This is a genomic window from Streptomyces sp. NPDC002499, from assembly GCF_053595415.1.
On the sequence record NZ_JBSFXO010000006.1, the window covers coordinates 63,677 to 82,912 of the forward strand.

A 19,236-nucleotide genomic window follows, 5' to 3' on the forward strand; every position below is an offset into this window, starting at 1 on the left:
CGACCGCTGAGCCCGTCACCGTACGACCGCTCGACCCGTCACCGTGTGACGACCGCTGTCACGCTCCGGACGCCAGCACTCCCGTGTAGTACACCGTGCCCGCGCACGCGTTGTTCACGACCGTCGAGACCGTCGGTGATCCGGACTGCGCCGTGTTCGAGACCTCGACGCTGCCGTCGGCCGTGCCGCCGTCGGTGAGGAGCTGGGTGGTCGTGCCGTCGGTGGTGCCGGACGTCGTGCCGGAGGTGCCGCCCGAGGAGGCGCTGGTGCTCGGGTCGGGCGAGGGCTCGCCGGTGTTGCCGCCGTCGCTCGTCCCCGTGCTGGGACAGGTCTCCGAAGGCACCCAGGCGAACTTCACCTCGTAGGCGGCGCCGGGCTGGAGCACCAGCGAGGTGGACTCGGTGGACGGGTCGGGCAGTCCGGCCGCCGGGTCACCGGCCACGTGCCGGACGGCGCCGACCTTGGTGCTGTCCGCGGCGCCCTGGGCGAGGGTGCTGACGGTGCCGGGGCCGGAGACCGTACACGCGGCGGTGGAGACGTTGACGACACTGAAGGTGCCGTAGACCGCGCCCGTGGCGTCGGCGGCGCCGGACGTCCCGGTGGGGCTGCCGAGCTGGACGGCCGTGCAGACCGGGGCGTCGGTGGTGGTGGTCGCCGAGGGGTCGGCGCCCGAGGTGCCACCCGTGCCGGCACCCGTGCCCTTGCCGCCGTCACCGCCCTTGGTGCTGCCGGGGTCCTTGTCCTCGGTCTTGCCCGAGGTGCCCCCTGCGGTGCTCTCGTTTCCGTCGGCGCCTTTTCCCGAGCCCGCCCCGCCCTGGGCCTGGGAGGCCTGGCCGACGGCGGACGGGTTGACGCCGGAGCCGGTGGCGTTGGAGACGTGCAGCAGGGCGGGGACGGCGGTGCCGACGAAGAGGGCGGCGGCCGCCATGCCGACGACGGCCTGTCGCTTGCGGGCCCGCCGGGCGGGCACGGCCTTGCGCAGGTGGTCGAGCGTGCCGTCGCGCGGCTCGACCGTCTGCACCGCCTGGTGCAGCAGGGTGCGCAGTGTCCGCTCGTCCGAGTCCAGCCCTTCCGGGCTCGGGTCCTCGGGGCCGTCGTGGTTCACAGTTCCGTTCCCAGCGTGCGATTGCTTGTGCTTCTGGTCGTGCGGTGCCGTCGGCTCGTGCCAGGCGTAGGGCTCGTGACGTTCATGGGAATCCGGTCCTTCGGCGTCCCTGTCGGCGCCGGCGTCCTTGCTCATGCCGGCGCCTCCATCGCGATACGGAGGGCCGCGATGCCGCGCGAGCCGTACGCCTTGACCGAGCCCAGCGATATGCCGAGCGAGTCGGCGACCTGGGCCTCGGTCATGTCCGCGAAGTAGCGCAGCACCAGGACCTCGCGCTGGCGGCGCTGCAGCCCCTTCATCGCCTTGATGAGGGAGTCGCGCTCCAGCTGGTCGTAGGCGCCCTCCTCGGCGCTCGCCATGTCCGGCATCGGCTTGGACAGGAGCTTGAGTCCGAGGATGCGGCGGCGCAGGGCGGAGCGGGAGAGATTGACCACCGTCTGCCGCAGATAGGCGAGCGTCTTCTCGGGGTCGCGCACGCGCTTGCGGGCCGAGTGCACCCGGATGAAGGCCTCCTGGACGACGTCCTCGCAGGAGGCCGTGTCGTCCAGCAGCAGGGCGGCGAGCCCGAGCAGCGAGCGGTAGTGGGCACGGTAGGTCTCGGTGAGGTGGTCGACGGTCGTGCCGGCCGCCACCGCTTCGTCGGCGTCGTCGCGCTGGTTCGGGATGCGGGCGGGCCGCGCTGCGGGCATGGGCGCGATCACCGGCATGCCGCCGGGCGCACCGGGCACACGGGGCCTGACGGTCGCGCGGGGCGGCCGTAGAGCCGTGCCTCCGGGCGCCGCGCTGAAGAAATCGAGAACCTCTGCCACGCCAGTTGGACACGCTTCCCCCCTGGAGGGTTGTACGTGCCGGGCGTCACGTTTGCTTCGCGTGATGCCACCGGTCGTCTGGTGTCAGGCAGCGCAACCGACCGTGCGTCAAGCGCCCTCATGCCTACCCGCTCTTCCCCTGTGTCCTGAATGAGTCAGGGCGTCCCCACGCCCCGTACCGCATCCCCGCGCCCCCGAAGGGCGTTCGCAAAGACGCTCCCCGCCCTTCGCGCGGTTGCGAAGAGCGGGGAGAGAATCTTCGGACGCCGAAGAGGCCCGGTTCAAGTGGTATGAACCATCGATCGGCTCACACTTCACGTGAATCCTACAAATGATTCCCGTGCTGGCCAGGACGTTTTGGGTATGGCCGAAGAGCCGCGGTCCCCTCGGCCCGGCCGGGGTCAGGCGAACTCGGTCGCGATCAGCTCCGCGATCTGTGCGGTGTTGAGGGCCGCTCCCTTGCGCAGGTTGTCCCCGCAAACGAAGAGTTCGAGCGCCGTCGGGTCGTCCAGCGCCCTTCGCACCCGGCCCACCCACGTGGGGTCGGTGCCCACCACGTCGGCGGGGGTCGGGAACTCCCCCGCGGCCGGATTGTCGAAGAGGACGACCCCGGGCGCCGTGGCGAGGATCTCGCGGGCCCCGTCGACGGTGACCTCGCCCTGGAAGCGGGCGTGGACCGTCAGGGAGTGCGTGGTGAGGACCGGGACGCGCACACAGGTCACGGCGACGGGCAGCTTGGCCAGGCCGAGGATCTTGCGGGTCTCGTCCCGCACCTTCATCTCCTCCGAGGACCAGCCGTCCTCGCGCAGCGACCCGGCCCACGGCACGACGTTCAGCGCGACCGGCTCCGGGAAGGGCCCGGTGTCGTCGCCGACGGCCCGCCGCACGTCCCCGGGGTGGGTCCCCAGCTCGGTGCCGGCCACCAGCTTCAGCTGCCGGCGCAGGGTGTCGATGCCCTCCCGGCCCGCACCGCTCACGGCCTGGTACGAGGAGACGACCAGCTCGCGCAGCCCGAACTCGGCGTGCAGCGCGCCCAGGGCGACGATCATCGACAGGGTCGTGCAGTTGGGGTTGGCGACGATCCCGCGCGGCCGCAGCCGGGCCGCGTGCGGATTGACCTCGGGGACGACCAGGGGCACGTCCGGGTCCATCCGGAACGCGCCCGAGTTGTCCACCACCACCGCGCCCTTGGCGGCGGCGACGGGCGCCCACCGCGCGGCCAGTTCGTCGGGTACGTCGAACATCGCGACGTCGACCCCGTCGAAGGCCTCCTCGGTGAGCGCCACCACCTCGACCTGCTCACCGCGCACGGCCAGCTTGCGGCCGGCCGAGCGCGGTGAGGCGATCAGGCGGATCTCGCCCCAGATGTCCGCGTGCTGGGACAGGATCTGGAGCATGACCGTGCCGACGGCTCCGGTCGCGCCCACGACCGCGAGCGTCGGTCGTCCGGTTCCGGACATCAGCGTCCGGTGCCTCCGTAGACGACGGCTTCGACGGTGTCGGAGTCGAGCCCGAAGGCGGTGTGCACGGCGCGGACGGCCTCGGGAACGTCGTCGGCGCGGGTGACGACCGAGATACGGATCTCGGAGGTCGAGATCAGCTCGATGTTCACCCCGGCGTCGCTGAGCGCCTCGAAGAAGGACGCGGTGACGCCCGGGTTGGTCTTCATGCCGGCGCCGACCAGGGAGATCTTGCCGATCTGGTCGTCGTAGCGCAGCGAGTCGAAGCCGATGCCGTGCTTGTTGCGCTCCAGGGCGTCGATGGCCTTGCGGCCCTCGGTCTTGGGCAGCGTGAAGGAGATGTCGGTCAGCCCGGTGGACGCGGCCGACACGTTCTGCACGACCATGTCGATGTTGATCTGGGCGTCCGCGATCGTGCGGAAGATCGCCGCGGCCTCACCCGGCTTGTCCGGTACGCCGACGACCGTGACCTTGGCCTCGGAGGTGTCGTGCGCGACACCGGAGATGATGGCCTGCTCCACCTTCTGGTCCCCTTGCTGTGTCTTGAGTGGTGCGCTGCTGACCCAGGTGCCCTGCAGTCCGCTGAAGCTGGACCGGACGTGGATCGGGATGTCGTAGCGACGGGCGTACTCCACGCACCGGTGGAGCAGCACCTTCGAGCCGGACGCGGCGAGCTCCAGCATGTCCTCGAAGGCGATCCAGTCGATCTTCTGGGCCTTCTTCACCACGCGCGGGTCGGCGGTGAACACGCCGTCGACGTCGGTGTAGATCTCGCAGACCTCGGCGTCGAGGGCGGCGGCGAGGGCGACGGCGGTCGTGTCGGACCCACCGCGGCCCAGCGTGGTGATGTCCTTCTTGTCCTGGCTGACGCCCTGGAAGCCGGCGACGATGGCGATGTTGCCCTCGTCGAGCGCGGTGCGGATGCGGCCCGGCGTGACGTCGATGATCCGGGCTTTGTTGTGGACCGAGTCGGTGATGACGCCTGCCTGGCTGCCGGTGAACGACTGGGCCTCGTGGCCCAGGTTTTTGATCGCCATGGCCAGCAGTGCCATGGAGATACGCTCTCCGGCGGTCAGCAGCATGTCGAACTCACGCCCGGCAGGCATCGGGGATACCTGTTCGGCGAGATCGATCAGCTCGTCCGTCGTGTCGCCCATCGCGGAAACCACGACAACCACCTGGTTGCCGTTCTTCTTGGCTTCCACGATTCGCTTGGCGACGCGCTTGATGCCCTCGGCATCGGCTACGGAGGAGCCTCCGTACTTCTGCACGACAAGGCCCACGTGCGCTCCTCGCTCAGTCCCGTATATGTCGGCTCAGTCTATCGAGCAGCCGAATTTCGCTTCCGCGGTATCGCATCGTGAGATTCGGACGCCCAGGTCAGCGCATGCCCACTTCGGGGGTGCGGGAAAAGTGCCGAGCGTCACAAGTGAACGCTGTGAATTAAGTTTCAAGTAATAGGGTGCGGTCGTGCGCGTACTCCTGGTGGAAGACGATGAGCCGGTCGCCGAGTCACTGCGACGGGGACTGATCCGGTACGGCTTCGAGGTCGACTGGGTCACCACGGGCGCCGCCGCCCTGGCCCACTCCGCCCCCTACGACGTCGTCCTCCTCGACCTCGGGCTGCCCGACACCGACGGGCTCGACGTCTGCAAGGCGCTGCGGCTGCGCGGGAGCGTGCCGATCATCGTGATCAGCGCGCGCAGCGACGAGACGGACCGGGTGGTGGGCCTGGAGATCGGCGCGGACGACTACGTTTCCAAGCCGTTCGGGGTGCGGGAGGTCATCGCGCGGATAAGGGCGGTGCTGCGGCGCGTGCAGCCGCCCGCCGACGCCTCCGCCGGCCCCGACCGCTACGGCCCTCGTCTCACCCTCGACCGCAAGGCAGCCCGGGTCCGCCTGGACGGCACGGAGGTGGCCCTCGCCCCCAAGGAGTACGACCTGCTGGCCTTCCTCACCGAGGAGCCCGGCGCGCTGATGTCGCGCGAGCAGATCATGGAGGCGGTCTGGGACGCGAACTGGTTCGGGCCGACGAAGACACTGGACGTCCATGTGGCGGCGCTGCGGCGGAAGTTGGCGGGCGCGATCACCATCGAGGCGGTACGGGGGGTCGGGTTCCGGCTGGAGATCACGGACGGGTCCTCGGCCTCATGATCCGGCAGCTGATCGTCAGCTACGTCCTGCTCGTGGCCGTGGCGCTGACGGCGTTCACCGTGCCGGTCGCCTTCACTCTGACCGCCCAACTCCGGGGCGACACCGAGCAGTCGGTGCGGCGCGAGGCCAGGACGATGGCGTTGCTGCTGAGCGGCGACGCCGCCTCGCGCGCGGCCCTGGACCGCATGGTGGTGGCGTACGCGCAGGAGACACCCGGCACGGCCGAGGTACTGCCCGCCGCGCGGGCGAAGACCGCGACGCACTGGGGCGACGGGAAGCTGGAGGTGACGGCACCGGCGCGGCGCGACGGCCGGACGGTCGGCGCCGTACGCATCACCTACCCGACCTCCGACCTGACCCGGCGGCTCTGGCAGATCTGGGGCTTCCGGGCGTTCCTCGCGGTGGGGGTCCTGGCCGTGGCGGCCGGACTGGGCGCGCTCGTCGCCCGTCGCCTCACCCGCCCCCTGCGCCAACTCAACGACATGGCGAGCAGGTTCAGCGACGGCGACCTGACGGCCCGCTCCCCCGTGACGGGCCCGCACGAGACACAGACACTCGCCCGCACCCTGAACCAGGGCGCCGAACGCCTCGACACCCTCATCGCCTCGCAGCGCATCTTCGTGGCCGACGCCTCCCACCAACTCCGCACCCCGCTCACGGCGTTGCGGCTGTCGCTGGACAACATCGCCGACGGCGTGGACGACGAGTTCGTACGCGAGGACGTGGACCAGGCGACCGCCGAGGTGGTCCGGATGAGCCGTCTCGTCAACGGCCTGCTCGTGCTGGCACGGGCCGAGGCGAAGGTGACGGCGGCGGAACCGCTGCCGCTGAAGGAGATCGTGGCCGAACGCCTCTCGGTGTGGCGGCCGGCCGCCGACGAGCGCGGCATCCACATCGTGCTCGGGGGCGAAGTCGCCGACGGCCGGCCGTTGGTGCTGGCCAGCCCGGGTCATCTCGAACAGGTCCTGGACAACGTGCTCTCCAACGCCCTGGAGGTGTCGCCGGACGGGGCGACGATCACCGTGCGGGCCGAATCACGGGGTGACGAGGTCGAGTTGTCGGTGGTGGACGAGGGTCCCGGCATGTCCGACGCGGACAAGTCCCGTGCCTTCGACCGCTTCTGGCGCGGTCAGGGCCTCACCGGGCGCACCGGTTCGGGCCTGGGCCTCGCCGTCGTACGCCAGTTGGTGACGGACGACGGCGGCACGGTGGCCCTGCGGGACGCTCCCGGAAACAGCGGTCTGTCGGTGGTCATCACCCTTCGGGCATCACCGAGGAGTGGTGGTTGACGATCAGCCACGTGCCGCCGCGCTTCTCGTACTCGTAGGTGTAACGGGCCTCCACCACCCGCTTCTCGCCGGTCTTCAGGTCGGTGAGCGTGATGTCGTAGGCACCCGCGTCGATGGCCGAGTTGCTGTCGAGGACGTTGATGTAGGTCTCGACCTTCTTCGCGACCGGCTTGTTCGGCAGGAAGTGCTCGAAGTAGTCGACGATCTCGGCGCGGTCGGTGCGGATCTCGTTGGAGACGGTGGGCAGCAGCACGGCGTCCGGCGCGTACCGGTTCGCGACCTTCTTCGGATCACCGGTCGCCAGCGCGGCGTTCCAGCCGTCGAAGAGGGCGGCTATCTGCTTCTTGGTGGGCTTCGCGTCGTGCTGGGGGCCGGCGGTCGCGACGACCGTGCCGGCGGTGCCGAGGGTCAAAGCGGTGGTGACGGTGACGATGGCTGCACGCACGCTGATGGGGCGAGTCATCACAACTCCAGTTGATCTGGTGTCCGTTGGGATGACTCAAGACTCGCTTCGTGCCGGTTAGCGCCCGTGCAGCCGACGTACAGGAGACGTCCAGGGCGTTGCCAATTCACGCACGGTGCGCGCCGCATGACATACGGCGCGCACCGGATCCCGCCCGGCCCTCGGGCCGAGGGCTACTTCGCCGAGCGCAGGCCCAGCGGTTCCGCGATCTCCTCCACCATGACCTTGCCCGCCTCGAATTCGAGCGTCTCGTCGCCCATGCCCTGGTCCGTGTCGAGGCCGTCCAGCTCTTCCAGGGGCTGGTCGAGGCGGATGTGGGCGAGGACGGAGTGCAGGGCGCGCAGGGTCGCGGAGGCGGTGGAGCCCCAGTTGGAGAAGTAGGAGAACTGCCACCACCACAGGGCCTCCGTCACCCGGCCGGCCCGGTAGTGGGCCATGCCGTGGCGGAGGTCGGCGATGACGTCGGCCAGGTCGTCGGAGATCCGGGCCGGGACCCGGGACTTGCTGGGCTCGTAGGGGTCGAAGACCTCGGAGTAGACGTCGATCGGCTCCAGCAGGCGCGCGAGGTTCTCGCGGAGCTCGTCCACGTCCGCCTCCGGGCCCAGGTCGGGCTCGTAGCGCTCGTCGGGGACGATGTCCTCGTGCGCGCCGAGGCGGCCGCCGGCCAGGAGCAGCTGGGAGACCTCCAGGAGGAGGAAGGGCACGGCCGAACCCGGCTCGTCGCCCTTCGCCACCTCCGCGGTGGCCACCAGGAAGCTCTCGACCTGGTCCGCGATCTGGACCGCGAAGTCGTCCGGGTCCTGCGCTGTGGCGTGCAGCTTGGCGTCAGACATCTAGGAGTCGTCTCCCCTCGAAGGCGCGGCCGAGGGTCACCTCGTCCGCGTATTCCAGGTCGCCACCCACCGGGAGGCCGCTGGCCAGGCGGGTGACCTTGAGGCCCATGGGCTTGATCATGCGGGCGAGGTACGTGGCCGTGGCCTCGCCTTCCAGATTCGGGTCCGTCGCAAGGATCAGTTCCGTAACCGTCCCGTCGGCCAACCGCGCGAGAAGTTCTCGTATACGCAGGTCGTCGGGGCCGACCCCCTCGATGGGGCTGATCGCGCCGCCGAGCACGTGGTACCGGCCGCGGAACTCACGGGTGCGCTCGACGGCGACCACGTCCTTGGGCTCCTCGACCACGCAGATGACCGTGAGGTCGCGGCGGCTGTCCCGGCAGATGTTGCACAGCTCCTCCTGCGCGACATTGCCGCAGGTCGCGCAGAAGCGGACCTTCGCCTTGACCTCCATCAGGCACTGCGCGAGCCGCCGTACGTCGGTCGGCTCCGCCTGGAGGATGTGGAAGGCGATCCGCTGGGCGCTCTTGGGACCGACGCCGGGCAACCGCCCCAGTTCGTCGATGAGGTCCTGCACCACGCCTTCGTACAACGGACTGCCGTCCTTCCTGGGGGTGGTTCCTTACGGTACGTACGGTAGTTGGCCGCGGCCCCTCTTAGATAGGCGAGGCGGGGCCGGTCTCAGAAGGGCAGGCCCGGGATGCCGCTGCCGCCGCCGCCCAGGCCCTGGGCCAGCGGGCCCAGCTTCTGCTGCTGGAGGTTCTGCGCGTTCTCGTTCGCCGCCTGGACCGCCGCGATGATCAGGTCCGCGAGGGTCTCGGTGTCGTCCGGGTCCACCGCCTTGGGGTCGATCTTCAGGGCTCGCAGCTCACCGGCGCCGGTGACGGTCGCCTTCACCAGGCCACCGCCCGCCTGACCGTCCACCTCGGTCTGGGCGAGTTCCTCCTGCGCGCGCGCCAGGTCCTGCTGCATCTTCTGCGCCTGCTGCAGCAGCTGCTGCATGTTCGGCTGGCCACCACCGGGGATCACGATTCAGCTCCTTGGTCCGTACGGTCGTCCCGCGGTCGTCCCGCGGTGTTCGCGCTCGGCACGAGCCTACGTGCTCCGCGCAGGCATCGCCCCGGCACTCTTTCGAGTGGTTTGATCGCAAGGCCTATACCTGATCAAGGGCCTCTTCCGGGCGGAAAAGCCGTCAAAGCTCCCCCTTCGCCACCCATTGGGCGGTAGGAAGGCTCTGGCACATCAGCATCAGGCGTCACGCAGGGTGACCGATCAGTTAGGGAGCGCCGGGTGGGTCAGCCGGAGATGCAGCCCGAAGGTCCGCGTCAGGACGGGCGGGGCGAGGGCGCGGCCGGGCTGCGGCCGGGCGATCTGACCGGGCGGGCCTTTCCGCTCGGGGACTGGGGCGAGCCCGCCGAGCGGCTGCACGAGCTGTACCGGTGGGTGGAGCGCGGGGCGCTGGAGACGGCGTCCTGGTATCTCGCGGACCGGGTGTGGAAGCGGCGGGGCGCGCGGGCGCTGCGGGCCGGGGCGGCGACGGGCGCGGTCACGGCCGCCGCGCTGCCGCTGCTGGACCTGACCGGCGCGCTCCCCGGGGCCGCTCCCTGGGGCTATCTCGCGCTGCTGCTCGCGGTGGCCTGCGTGGCCGTGGACCGGTTCTTCGGGCTGACGTCCGGCTGGATAAGGGATGTGGCGACCGCGCAGGCGGTGCAGCGCCGGCTTCAGGTGCTCCAGTTCGAGTGGGCCACGGAGAGCGTGCGGGAGATGCTGGGCCCCGCGGACGGCACGGCGAGCGAGGCGGCCGAGCGGTGCCTGGGGGTGCTGCGGCGGTTCTCGGAGGACGTGACCGAGCTGGTGCGTACGGAGACCGCGGACTGGATGGTGGAGTTCCGCACCGGCACGGCCCCCATGGGCATCCAGGCGGCGGTCTCGGCGACGGCCCGCCCGGACGCGGGCGCCCCCCAGGGCCGCTTCCCCCTGCCCCCGGGCCCGAACGCCCGCCCGAACATGCCGCGGCAGCGACCGCCGGAGCCGCGGTGACCCACGCGGTCACCGCAGGACACCGGCGCGGTCACCGCAGGAACAGCAGCTCCACCGCGACCGCGATGTCCACGACCGCGCACCACTCCGCGAACGTCGGCGCCACCACGCCCTTGAGCCTGGCCAGCCGCAGATGGGCCAGGTCCCACACCCCGTGGCCGAACCAGCCGGCCGCCACCAGGTACCGGCCCAGATCCGCGTCGACCACCAGTCCCGCCACGGCCAGCGCCCCGAAGCCGACCGCACCGGCCACCTGCACGCCCAGAACGGTCCCGCCGTGCGGGGACCCGCGCAGCATGCCCCACAGCAACACCGCCAGCGCTACGACGATCATGGCGCCGCCGGCCGGGACCGCGTCCTGCGCCCCGAGGCCGAACAGGAGCACCACGCCGGCGCCGAGCACGGGCCAGGTCAGGCGGGGGCGGCCGAGCTGGGTGATGACCACGTAGAGGAGGGGGAGCAGGGGGAGGGCGTCGGCGTAGCCGCTCACGGCGTCACCGAGGTCGTCACCGGAACCGGCGGCGATCACACCGGCGGCGAGCAGAAGGGCCAGGGCCGTGGGCCAACGGCGGACGAGGTCGGACTTCATGACATCTCCGTTCCTGCACGGATCCCCGGTCGTCCACCTGACGGCCGATATACCGGGGAGGGGTATCTGGACGTCCTCAGCCTGGCCCGTGCGACGAACCGCCAGTAGTGCCGTACGCGCATGTCCCCGAATGACATCTGTCATGCGGGACAAGGCCGTTCGGCACTGACCGGACGGCCCGTCCGCTGTCACAATGACCGCGTGGAGGACGGGCCGAGGGGGGACCGCGCGGCGGGGCTGACGAGCTTCCGCCGCTACACCTGGTGGGCCGTGCCGGGCACCACCGTCGTGCTGCTGGTGCTCACCTACGGCGCCTGGATCCTGGACGGCGACGTGCCGCTCTGGGCCCGTGCGCCGGCCGTCCCCGCGCTCGTCGTCGAGGTCGTGGCGACGGTCGTCCTGCTCGGCGACCTGCTGACCGTGCGGCCCGACCCGCCCGCGCGGCTCCGCCGGGGCTGGCTGGTCGCGGCGGGCTGCGCCGCCCTCGTCCTGGCCGTCCTCCCGCTGGCCCGGCACAACTACGGCCTGTGGGCGATCGCCCCCGCGGTGACGGTCGCGATCGGCGCGACCTGTCTCCCGGTGCCCGCACGGCGGTTGCTGGTGGCCGGCGCCACGTCCGGTGCGCTCGTGCCCGGCGCGGCGGTGAGTCTGGCCGCGGGGGACGGGGAGTCGGTGCACGCGGCGCTGTTCCCGGCGGGGCTGGTCGTGTTCACCGTGTGGATGATGCTGGGGCCGATGTGGGCGTGGGACGTGGCGGGGCGGCTGGACCGGGCGCGGCGGCTGGAGGCGGAGTTGGCGGTCAAGGACGAGCGGCTGCGGTTCGCCGGGGACCTGCACGACATCCAGGGGCACCATCTCCAAGTGATCGCCCTCAAGGCGGAGTTGGCGTCCCGGCTCACCGGGACGGACCCGGCGCGCGCGTCCGCCGAGATGCAGGAGGTACGGCAGCTGTGCGCGGACGCGCTGCGGGACACCCGGGCCGTGGTGCAGGGGTACCGGCGTACGACGCTGGACGACGAGATCGTCAACGCCACCCGCGTGCTGGCCGCGGCCGGCATCGACGCCCGCACGGACCAGGCGCCCGGCGCGGACGAACTGCCCGACACCGCCCGCCACCTGCTCGGCCTGGTGATGCGCGAGGCCACCACCAACGTGCTGCGGCACAGCACCGCCCACCACGCCGAGGTCGACTACCGCGTCACCGACGACACCGCCCGCCTCCGCATCGACAACGACGGAGCCGAAGAGACCACCGCGAGCTCCGACGGCACCGGCCTGACCACGCTCGCCGAACGACTGCGAGCGGCGGACGGGGAGTTGACGTGGCACCGGGACGGCGACCGCTTCACGGTGACGGCGGTGCTGCCGGTGCAAGGGGGCCGGCCTCGGAAGGACGGGCCGGGAAGCCGTCGGTCGGGCGGGGGCCGGCGATGATCCGTGTGCTCATCGCCGATGACGAGGATCTGCTGCGCAGTGCGCTCGTCGCGTTGTTGGGGCTGGAGGAGGATCTGGTCGTGGTGGCGGAGGCGGCGACCACCACCGACGCCGTGCGGCTCGCTGTCGAGACCCGCCCCGACATCGCCGTGCTCGATCTCGAGATGCCGCCCGCCGACGGGCTGTTCGCGGCCGGGGAGATGCGGGCCGCCGCCCTGCCCACCCGGATCGTCCTGGTCACCCGGCACGCCCGGCCCGCCGTGCTGCGCCGGGCGCTGGCCGCCGGGGTCAGCGGGTTCGTGCCCAAGACGACGTCCGCGGCGCGGCTCGCGGAGATCGTCCGGGACATCGCCGCGGGCCGCCGTTATGTCGATCCCGAGATCGCCGCGTCCGCCCTCACCGAGGACGACTGCCCGCTCAGCGAACGGGAGTTGGAGGTGCTGACGGCGGCCCGCACCGGGGCGTCGGTCGCCGAGATCGCCACCGTGGTGCACCTCGCGCCGGGTACCGTCCGCAACTACCTCTCCGCGGCCATGGCCAAGCTCAACGCCCCCACCCGGCACGCCGCCGCCCACCACGCCTGGCAGCAGGGCTGGATCTGAACCCGCCTCCCCGCAAGGCCCGTGTCACGACTGCGGGTCCGGGAACGCCACGGGGCTGCGCAGGCCCTGCCGGTTCACCGCCCGCACCCCGAAGAACACGTTGTCCTTCGACAGATCCACCTCGTACGTCGTCACGTCACCGGCGTGCAGCACATGCGTCCACTCCGGTGCCGTCGTCTCGCGCCAGACGATCTCGTAGCCCGCGAGATCCGGCTCGGTGCCCCGAGTCCACACCAGGGTCGTGGAGTTGGTGAGCGCGCTGGTGACGATCTTCGCGCCGCGCGGGGTGCCCGGCGCCTGCGCCAGGGTCCACAGGGCCGCGCCGTTGACCCGGGCCACCCGTCCGACGTACCCGAAGTCGCAGAACTCGGGGAGGTCGCCGTACTGCTTGCCGGCCCCGTCGACGCGTACGTCCTGGTGCTGGTGGGCGAAGTCCTCGGCCGGTTCGGTGAAGCGGGCGGCCGGGTAGCCGCGTTCCAGGAAGGGGATCTGGTCGCCGCCGCGGAGATAGCGGTCCCGGCGGTAGACGACGCGGACGTGCATACCGGTGGCGTCGTTGTCGGCCACATCCCGTACGAACCGGGCGAGTTGGCGGGTCGCGGAGTCGTTCTCGCCGCCGACCGAGCGGCGCAGCGCGGCCTGCGCGGCCGTCTCCGAGGAGGGCACGCCCTCGGTGAACAGCCGGATCGTGTACGGGTCCTTCGTACCGTCGTCGGCGGTCGGGCTGCCCACGATGTCGTTGGTGAACATGCCCTGCACATCGGTGCCGGCCGCCTTCAACTGCTGGGCCAGGTACGTCGATCCGTACAGCCCCTGCTCCTCCCCCGCCACCGCCGCGAACACGATCGTCGCGGCCGGCCGGCGCCGGGCCAGCACCCGGGCCAGTTCCAGGACCACGGCCACCCCGGAGGCGTCGTCGTCCGCGCCCGGCGCGTCGGAGGTGGCGTCCATGACGTCGGTGACGCGGGAGTCGTAGTGCCCGGAGACGACGTAGACGCGCTCGGGCGTCACCGAGCCGCGCAGGGTCGCGAGCACGTTCGTGATCTTCGTGGCGGTGGGGATGCGGGAGGCCGGTTCCTGGACGTACGACTGGAGTTCGGCCGTCATCCGGCCGCCGGAAGCGGCGGCGTAGGAACGGAGTTCGGCGAGCAGCCAGTCGCGGGCCGCGCCGATCCCGCGCGCCGGGTCGTCCTGGACGGAGAGGGTGTGGCGGGTGCCGAAGGAGACCAGCCTGCGGACCGTCGCCTCGATGCGGGCCGGGTCGATCTCCCGCAGCAGGGAACGGAGTTCACGGGTCGGGGGCTGCGCGGTGGCCGGCGGACGGGCGCCGCCCGCGGACGTGGCCTCGGCGCCGGAGGCCGCGCCCAGCGTCACCGCCGCGCTCGCCGCCGTGGCCGTCAGAACCGTTCTCCTGGTGGGGCTGGGACGCATGTGTCCTCCTGTGGCCGCGAATGCCTCCGGCCATCGTCATGGACACGCCAGTCCGGGACAAGGGCGCCTGCCGCTCCGCCCTCAACTCCCGTCGCTCCCCTGCCGGTCCGCCTGGTCCCGCTCTAGTCCTCCGCGCACAGCCGTACCACCGCCGCCGCCGAGCACGGCAGGTGGCCGTGGCCGCGGATGGCGTTCTCGCCGGTGGCCTCGGTGATGTAGGAGAGGAACGCGGCGGCCAGGGAGCCGTCGCCGGGGCGGTCGTAGGTGTAGGCGTACTCCACGCCCCGGTAGGGGTAGTCGCTGCGGCCGAACTCGATGTCCTCGATGGAGGGCGCGGCGCCGTCGAGGGAGACGGTCCGTACGCCGCGCCGGTCCGCCGCGAGGGTGACCTCGCTGTACCCGATCGCGCCGGGAATGGCGGCGACCTTGGCCAACACGTCCTCCGTGGAGTCGAGTTCGCAGCGCATGACGGGCGCTGACGTGTCGTCCTTGTGGAGGCAGTCCAGTGAGGTGCTCGGCACCCGCTCCCAGGACCCGAGCACCCGGCTCTGGAAGATCTGCCGGGTCCCGGAGTCGGCGTTGCGGCTGACCAGGACGATGGGGAGGTCGGGCAGGGTGCGGTCGAGCTGCTTCCAGCGGGTCACCTCGCCGCGGTAGACGCGGCGCACGTCCTCCAGGGTGAGTCCCTTGGGCAGTTCGATGCCGTCGTTGACGACCAGCGTGAAGGCGGACAGGGCGACCTTGCGGCCGATCAGCCGGTCGGTCACGCCGACCGCGGGGCCGTCGGAGAAGGCGATCACCGAGCGCGCGCCCTTCTTCGAGGTGGCGCCCAGTTCGGCGAGCGCGTTGACGCCGGCCGAACTGCCGCGCGCGTCCAGGGAGATGTCGGAGTCCGGGCACTTCTTCTCGTACGCCTTCGCCAGTTCCGTCACCACCGGCTCGAAGGCCGTCGAACCGGTGATCCGCAGGGAGCCGGTCTCGCAGCCGATCGGGGGCGGGTTGTCGTCGCGGACGACGACGATCGTGGCCAGGGTGAGCACGCTGACGGTGAGCATGACGGAGATCAGCCGTGCGGCCCGGCTGAACAGCGGCGGCACCTCGTCCGGGGTGGCACTGCGGTTGGGGTGCACCTCGCCCTCGCGGATGCCGCCGAACAGCCGGATCTCACGGCCCACATCGCCGCCGGACAGCAGCACGAGCAGCTTGAAGTGGTCGCCGTGGTTGAGCGGGACGCGCGGGATGCGCAGGGTGTTGCCGTCGTAGCCGAAGCCGCGGGCCGGGGTGAAGTGGTCCATCAGGTGGTCGGTGTCGGAGGGCTGGGTGACCGAGACCCCGCGGATGGTGCGGTCGGTGAACACCGCGGTCAGGCCGTGGACTTCGGGGCTGGTGTAGTCGTCGCGGTCGATGCCCTGCGAGCCGTCGTTCTCGACGCGGATCAGCACGAGGGTGGCGTCGGACATGCCGGGCGCCTCGTCGAAGAGGCCGAGCCGGACATTGGCCCGGCCCAGCCGGACGTCGTCGCCTATCGGGTTGTCCATCTGGACGCGGTAGCCGATGCGTTTGCGGCGCGGGACCCGGCGTTCGTACCAGACCATGATCCCGGACGCGAATATGCCGAGCACCGCGGTGCCCACGGCCACGACGTTCTCTGCGCTCAGCCACTCCACCGGCGTCACCGTACGACTGTGCGGGCGCACGGTGCGTGTGCGGGAGCCGAAGTTCGCCGTACGTTCAACTACCCCACAGGGAACGCCGTTTCACCTCATTGCCTGCTGTACGTGAGCTTCTCCCCGTTGCTGGTGTTGACCCGCTCCAGGCTGCCGTCCGCGAGCAGCGTGATCTCGGTGGGGTCGCCCGGCGCGCAGTTGCCCGAGTCGCCGGAGGTCACCGTGGACGGGCCGATCTCCAACGGACCGTCGGCGGACGGCTGTCGGGTGAGAGTCGCCTCGAAGACGCAGTGGTAGCTGCCGTTGCTGGTGGGGCCGTCGGCGATCAGGGACAGGACGGAGTCGCCGACCGCGCCCTGCCGAATCGTGAGCGTGCGGGTGTTCTCGCCGTCGGCGTTCGTGATCGTCGTCGTCCAGGTGCCCAGGTAGCCGGTCGGGACGGCGCCGTCGGAAGGTGTCGAGGCGGACGGGGACGGGCTCGCCTGGGACGGGTCCGGCGTGGTCGGACCGGGTGCCTCGGGCGCGCTGTCGCTCGGGGCGGCGGACGGCTTGCCGTCGGCCTGGTCCCCGTCGCCGTTCATGAGGGCGTAGACCGAGGCGCCGGCGCCCAGCGCGACGACCAGCGCGACCGCGACGAGCGCCGCCGTGGACCGGCCGTTGCGGCGCTGCGTCGGCTCGGCCGGCAGGAACGGCGTCGGGCCGTAAGGCGGGGTCGGCCCGCCGGGTCCGTACGGCGGGGTGGGGCCGTAGGGCGGGGTGCCGCCGGGGGCGCCCTGCTGCGGGTAGCCGTAGCCCGGGGGTTGCTGCGGATAGCCGTAGGCGCCGGGCTGTTGCGGGTAACCGTAGGCCCCGGGTTGCTGGGGATCGCCGTAGCCGGCGGGCTGTTGGGGATGGCCCTGGGCCGGGGTGTGCGGGTGCGGCTGCGGGTGGCCGTACCCGGAGCCGGGGGGAGCTGCGGGGGCCGTGCCGAAGCCACCGGCGGGTGATCGGCTCGCGCCCGGCGCGGGTGCCGGGGGCCGGGTGTCGCCCTGCCCCACGGCCATGGTGGGCAGGTGGTTGAGCGGTGGCCCGCTTCCCGGCTGTCCCGGTGGCGGCGGCCCGTCGGGCGAACTGCCCGACTGCGAGGCGGAGTCGGCGTCCGCGTCGGCGGAGGCGTGCTCGGGCGGAACCTCGGACGCGCCGGCGGCGCGCTCGGACGGACCAGGCGGGTGCGCGGGCGCCCCGGGCGGTTGCGCGGACGAACCCGGCGCATTCGCGGGCGCCCCGGGCGAGTGTGCGGGCGCCCCGGACGGGTGCGACGACGAACCCGACGGCTGTACGGGCGAACCCGCCGGGCGCGCGGGCGAACCGGGCGGATACGCGGACGCGCCCGACGGCTGTGCGGACGAACCCGGCGCGTGCGCAGGCGCCCCGGGCGGGTACGCGGGCGGAGCCGACGGGCGTGCGGGTGCCCCGGCGGGATACGCGGGCGGACCCGGCGGGGACTCGGACACCCCGGACCGTTGCTCGGGCTCCCCCTCCTCCGGTACGGTCCCCGCCGGTCCCGTCGGGTTCTCCGCGTCCAGCAACCGCACGGCGTGCCGCCCGAGTTGGGCCACCAGCGCGCTCGGCAACCACGGGTCGCGGGAGCGGCCGTCGGAGACGGTGTCCTCGGCGCCGGTGCGCTCCAGGATCCGCTCCAGCGAGGGCCGGGCGGCCGGGTCCTTCCTCAGACAGTCCCGTACGAGGTCGGCGATGCCCTCGGGCACGCCCGTGAGGTCGGGTTCTTCCTGCGCGATCCGGAACATCAGCGCGTGCACACCGCTGCTCGTGCTGCCGAACGGCAGCTGCCCGGTGGCCGCGTACGCCAGCACCGAGCCGAGACAGAAGACGTCGCACGCGGGCGTGATCCGGTCGCCGCGTACCTGCTCGGGCGCCATGAAGCCGGGCGAGCCGACGAGCGCGCCGGTGCGGGTGAGCCCGGCCTCGGCCACGGTCTCGAGGGCCCGGGCGATCCCGAAGTCGATGACGCGCGGCCCGTCGATGGTCACCAGCACGTTGGACGGCTTCAGGTCCCGGTGGACGATCCCGGCGGCGTGGATGTCCTGGAGCGCGTGCGCGAGCCCGGCGGCCAGGATCCGCACCGACCGCTCGGGCAGCGCCCCGTGGTCGTGCCCGACGACCTGCTCGAGGCTGGGCCCGGCGACGTACCCGGTGGCCACCCACGGCACGGCGGCCTCGGTGTCGGCGTCCAGCACGGGCGCCGTCCAGTACCCGCCGACCTGCCGGGCGGCCTGCACCTCCTGCCGGAACCGCGCCCGGAACTCCTCCTGTTCGGCCAGCTCGCCCCGCACCAGCTTCACCGCGACGGTACGACCGCGCTCCGAGCGCGCGAGATACACGTGCCCCATCCCGCCGGCCCCCAGCCGGGCGAGCAGTCGATACGCCCCGATCCGCTGTGGATCCCCGGCCCCCAGTTCGTCCATCCGCGCGCCGCCTCCCCCCGAAATACCCCATTACGCCCCTGTGCGACAGATCGAGAATAGTGCGGGCGCGGGGGGAGATGGCGGGAGCGGTGTCTACGGTTCCGTAACAGCGGGCGGTTCGACGGTCGGTACGGCGGTCGATTCAGCGGGCGGTACGGCGGTCGGTTCAGCGGGGGTTCAGAATCCGATGGCCTCGCGCAGCAACAGCACGGTCCCGCGTCCGGGTTGGTGTTCCGCGTTGAGGACGAGCAGCCGGTTGACGGCACTCGGCCACCCGTACGCCTCCGTCGTACGGGCGCTCTCCAGCGGGAGGCAGTGGTCGTGGACGCGTCGCAGCGCGGTGTCCAGATCGGGTACGACCTTCTGCGCCCCGACGATCCAGATCGCGCGGGCGGCCCCGCCGGCGTAGCCGGGCAACTGGGTGCCGCTGCCCGAGGCGACGATCAGGGAGCCGGTCTCGGTGACCGCGGCGACACTGCCCACGATCACGTCGGGACCGGCGATCAGGCGCCGGATGTCGTCGGCCTCCGTGGCCCGGTCCATGGCCAGCACGCGTGGCCTGATGGCCTCGTAGCGTCCATCGGCGTTGATGTCCTCCTCGATCCCGGACCGCCGGAGGGTCTCGCTGGCGCCCGTGAACACGTGAGCGCCCTCCGGTATCAGGTCCTTGACCCGGATCCGCGCGGCGGCGACGTCGTCGAGGATCTCCACGGCGAAACCGTGCGCGGTCAGCGCGGCGGCCGCGCGCTCCAGGCGCGGCTCGGGCGCGGGGTCGGTGAACGATGTCGTGGGCGTCTGGGTGGTCATGGTGCCTCCGGGCTTCCCGTCCGCTGGGTGACGCGGTCGTGTCGAAGAGGTGGGGCAGCAGCAGCCGCCCCACCTCTTCGACACCACA

At 71.9% G+C, this 19,236-nt stretch carries 18 protein-coding genes; 5 read left to right on the plus strand and 13 right to left on the minus strand.

The genetic code is table 11. From position 1 onward, the window contains the following. Positions 1-58 precede the first annotated feature (58 nt). The 4 genes from ACWD5F_RS17445 to ACWD5F_RS17460 all read right to left on the minus strand — a co-directional run bounded on the left by ACWD5F_RS17445 (position 59) and on the right by ACWD5F_RS17460 (position 4,657). Positions 59-1,240, minus strand: a complete 1,182-nt coding sequence (locus tag ACWD5F_RS17445) for a hypothetical protein (protein WP_451255200.1) — start codon at positions 1,238-1,240, stop codon at positions 59-61. Then, positions 1,237-1,914, minus strand: coding sequence for a SigE family RNA polymerase sigma factor (locus ACWD5F_RS17450; protein WP_401719175.1), 678 nt, complete (start codon positions 1,912-1,914; stop codon positions 1,237-1,239). The genes ACWD5F_RS17445 and ACWD5F_RS17450 overlap by 4 nt, the downstream gene beginning before the upstream one ends. A 401-nt stretch (positions 1,915-2,315) precedes the next feature. Then, positions 2,316-3,374 (minus strand): aspartate-semialdehyde dehydrogenase, encoded by a 1,059-nt coding sequence (locus ACWD5F_RS17455; protein WP_451255202.1) that lies wholly within the window; start codon positions 3,372-3,374, stop codon positions 2,316-2,318. Beyond that, a complete protein-coding gene (locus ACWD5F_RS17460) occupies positions 3,374-4,657 on the minus strand; it encodes an aspartate kinase (protein WP_401719181.1) in 1,284 nt (427 codons plus the stop codon). The genes ACWD5F_RS17455 and ACWD5F_RS17460 overlap by 1 nt, the downstream gene beginning before the upstream one ends. Positions 4,658-4,844: 187 nt before the next feature. On the opposite strand from ACWD5F_RS17460, the gene ACWD5F_RS17465 reads away from it, so the two are divergent. Both ACWD5F_RS17465 and ACWD5F_RS17470 read left to right on the plus strand, forming a co-directional pair. Then, positions 4,845-5,528: a response regulator transcription factor gene (locus tag ACWD5F_RS17465; protein WP_451255204.1), complete on the plus strand. Its 684-nt coding sequence runs from the start codon at positions 4,845-4,847 to the stop codon at positions 5,526-5,528. After that, complete coding sequence (locus ACWD5F_RS17470) at positions 5,525-6,817, plus strand: ATP-binding protein (protein WP_451255206.1); 1,293 nt, start codon at positions 5,525-5,527, stop codon at positions 6,815-6,817. The genes ACWD5F_RS17465 and ACWD5F_RS17470 overlap by 4 nt, the downstream gene beginning before the upstream one ends. Here ACWD5F_RS17470 and ACWD5F_RS17475 read toward each other — a convergent pair. The 4 genes from ACWD5F_RS17475 to ACWD5F_RS17490 all read right to left on the minus strand — a co-directional run bounded on the left by ACWD5F_RS17475 (position 6,783) and on the right by ACWD5F_RS17490 (position 9,142). Next, complete coding sequence (locus ACWD5F_RS17475) at positions 6,783-7,280, minus strand: SgcJ/EcaC family oxidoreductase (protein WP_451255208.1); 498 nt, start codon at positions 7,278-7,280, stop codon at positions 6,783-6,785. The two genes, ACWD5F_RS17470 and ACWD5F_RS17475, sit on opposite strands and share 35 nt — an antisense overlap. A gap of 173 nt (positions 7,281-7,453) precedes the next feature. Continuing rightward, the gene (locus ACWD5F_RS17480; RefSeq protein WP_401719191.1) at positions 7,454-8,113 is read right to left on the minus strand and encodes a DUF5063 domain-containing protein; all 660 of its coding nucleotides are present in this window, start codon (positions 8,111-8,113) and stop codon (positions 7,454-7,456) included. Then, positions 8,106-8,705: a recombination mediator RecR gene (gene recR, locus ACWD5F_RS17485; RefSeq protein WP_451255210.1), complete on the minus strand. Its 600-nt coding sequence runs from the start codon at positions 8,703-8,705 to the stop codon at positions 8,106-8,108. The genes ACWD5F_RS17480 and recR overlap by 8 nt, the downstream gene beginning before the upstream one ends. A gap of 89 nt (positions 8,706-8,794) precedes the next feature. Beyond that, positions 8,795-9,142 carry a YbaB/EbfC family nucleoid-associated protein gene (locus ACWD5F_RS17490; RefSeq protein WP_402357362.1) on the minus strand — a complete coding sequence of 116 codons (348 nt, stop codon included), beginning with the start codon at positions 9,140-9,142 and terminating at the stop codon, positions 8,795-8,797. Between the two features lie 261 nt (positions 9,143-9,403). Between ACWD5F_RS17490 and ACWD5F_RS17495 the strand changes: the two genes are divergently transcribed. Further along, positions 9,404-10,153 carry an SLATT domain-containing protein gene (locus tag ACWD5F_RS17495; RefSeq protein ID WP_451255212.1) on the plus strand — a complete coding sequence of 250 codons (750 nt, stop codon included), beginning with the start codon at positions 9,404-9,406 and terminating at the stop codon, positions 10,151-10,153. Between the two features lie 31 nt (positions 10,154-10,184). Here the strand turns inward: ACWD5F_RS17495 and ACWD5F_RS17500 are convergent, their stop codons facing one another. Next, positions 10,185-10,742 (minus strand): hypothetical protein, encoded by a 558-nt coding sequence (locus tag ACWD5F_RS17500; RefSeq protein WP_451255214.1) that lies wholly within the window; start codon positions 10,740-10,742, stop codon positions 10,185-10,187. A 201-nt stretch (positions 10,743-10,943) separates the two neighbouring features. On the opposite strand from ACWD5F_RS17500, the gene ACWD5F_RS17505 reads away from it, so the two are divergent. Continuing rightward, positions 10,944-12,176 (plus strand): sensor histidine kinase, encoded by a 1,233-nt coding sequence (locus ACWD5F_RS17505; RefSeq protein ID WP_451255216.1) that lies wholly within the window; start codon positions 10,944-10,946, stop codon positions 12,174-12,176. Next, positions 12,173-12,778, plus strand: coding sequence for a response regulator transcription factor (locus tag ACWD5F_RS17510; protein WP_401719207.1), 606 nt, complete (start codon positions 12,173-12,175; stop codon positions 12,776-12,778). The genes ACWD5F_RS17505 and ACWD5F_RS17510 overlap by 4 nt, the downstream gene beginning before the upstream one ends. Positions 12,779-12,802: 24 nt before the next feature. Here the strand turns inward: ACWD5F_RS17510 and ACWD5F_RS17515 are convergent, their stop codons facing one another. From ACWD5F_RS17515 to ACWD5F_RS17530, 4 genes are all read right to left on the minus strand, one after another. Further along, positions 12,803-14,209 carry a M20/M25/M40 family metallo-hydrolase gene (locus tag ACWD5F_RS17515; RefSeq protein WP_451255218.1) on the minus strand — a complete coding sequence of 469 codons (1,407 nt, stop codon included), beginning with the start codon at positions 14,207-14,209 and terminating at the stop codon, positions 12,803-12,805. 122 nt (positions 14,210-14,331) lie between these two features. Continuing rightward, positions 14,332-15,876 carry a PstS family phosphate ABC transporter substrate-binding protein gene (locus tag ACWD5F_RS17520; protein WP_451255219.1) on the minus strand — a complete coding sequence of 515 codons (1,545 nt, stop codon included), beginning with the start codon at positions 15,874-15,876 and terminating at the stop codon, positions 14,332-14,334. Positions 15,877-15,971: 95 nt separating this feature from the next. After that, entirely contained in the window at positions 15,972-18,341 is a 2,370-nt protein-coding gene (locus ACWD5F_RS17525) for a protein kinase domain-containing protein (protein WP_451255221.1), read from the minus strand. Between the two features lie 177 nt (positions 18,342-18,518). Further along, positions 18,519-19,148 (minus strand): LUD domain-containing protein, encoded by a 630-nt coding sequence (locus tag ACWD5F_RS17530; protein ID WP_451255223.1) that lies wholly within the window; start codon positions 19,146-19,148, stop codon positions 18,519-18,521. Positions 19,149-19,236 lie beyond the last annotated feature (88 nt).

Coding starts and splice junctions, on each gene's coding strand:
- ACWD5F_RS17470 (WP_451255206.1), top strand. CDS start 5,525: ATGATCCGGCAGCTGATCGTCAGCTACGTCCTGCTCGTGGCCGTGGCG.
- ACWD5F_RS17510 (WP_401719207.1), top strand. CDS start 12,173: ATGATCCGTGTGCTCATCGCCGATGACGAGGATCTGCTGCGCAGTGCG.
- ACWD5F_RS17515 (WP_451255218.1), bottom strand. CDS start 14,209: ATGCGTCCCAGCCCCACCAGGAGAACGGTTCTGACGGCCACGGCGGCG.
- ACWD5F_RS17475 (WP_451255208.1), bottom strand. CDS start 7,280: ATGACTCGCCCCATCAGCGTGCGTGCAGCCATCGTCACCGTCACCACC.
- ACWD5F_RS17480 (WP_401719191.1), bottom strand. CDS start 8,113: ATGTCTGACGCCAAGCTGCACGCCACAGCGCAGGACCCGGACGACTTC.
- ACWD5F_RS17530 (WP_451255223.1), bottom strand. CDS start 19,148: ATGACCACCCAGACGCCCACGACATCGTTCACCGACCCCGCGCCCGAG.
- ACWD5F_RS17500 (WP_451255214.1), bottom strand. CDS start 10,742: ATGAAGTCCGACCTCGTCCGCCGTTGGCCCACGGCCCTGGCCCTTCTG.
- ACWD5F_RS17455 (WP_451255202.1), bottom strand. CDS start 3,374: ATGTCCGGAACCGGACGACCGACGCTCGCGGTCGTGGGCGCGACCGGA.
- ACWD5F_RS17525 (WP_451255221.1), bottom strand. CDS start 18,341: ATGGACGAACTGGGGGCCGGGGATCCACAGCGGATCGGGGCGTATCGA.
- ACWD5F_RS17445 (WP_451255200.1), bottom strand. CDS start 1,240: ATGAGCAAGGACGCCGGCGCCGACAGGGACGCCGAAGGACCGGATTCC.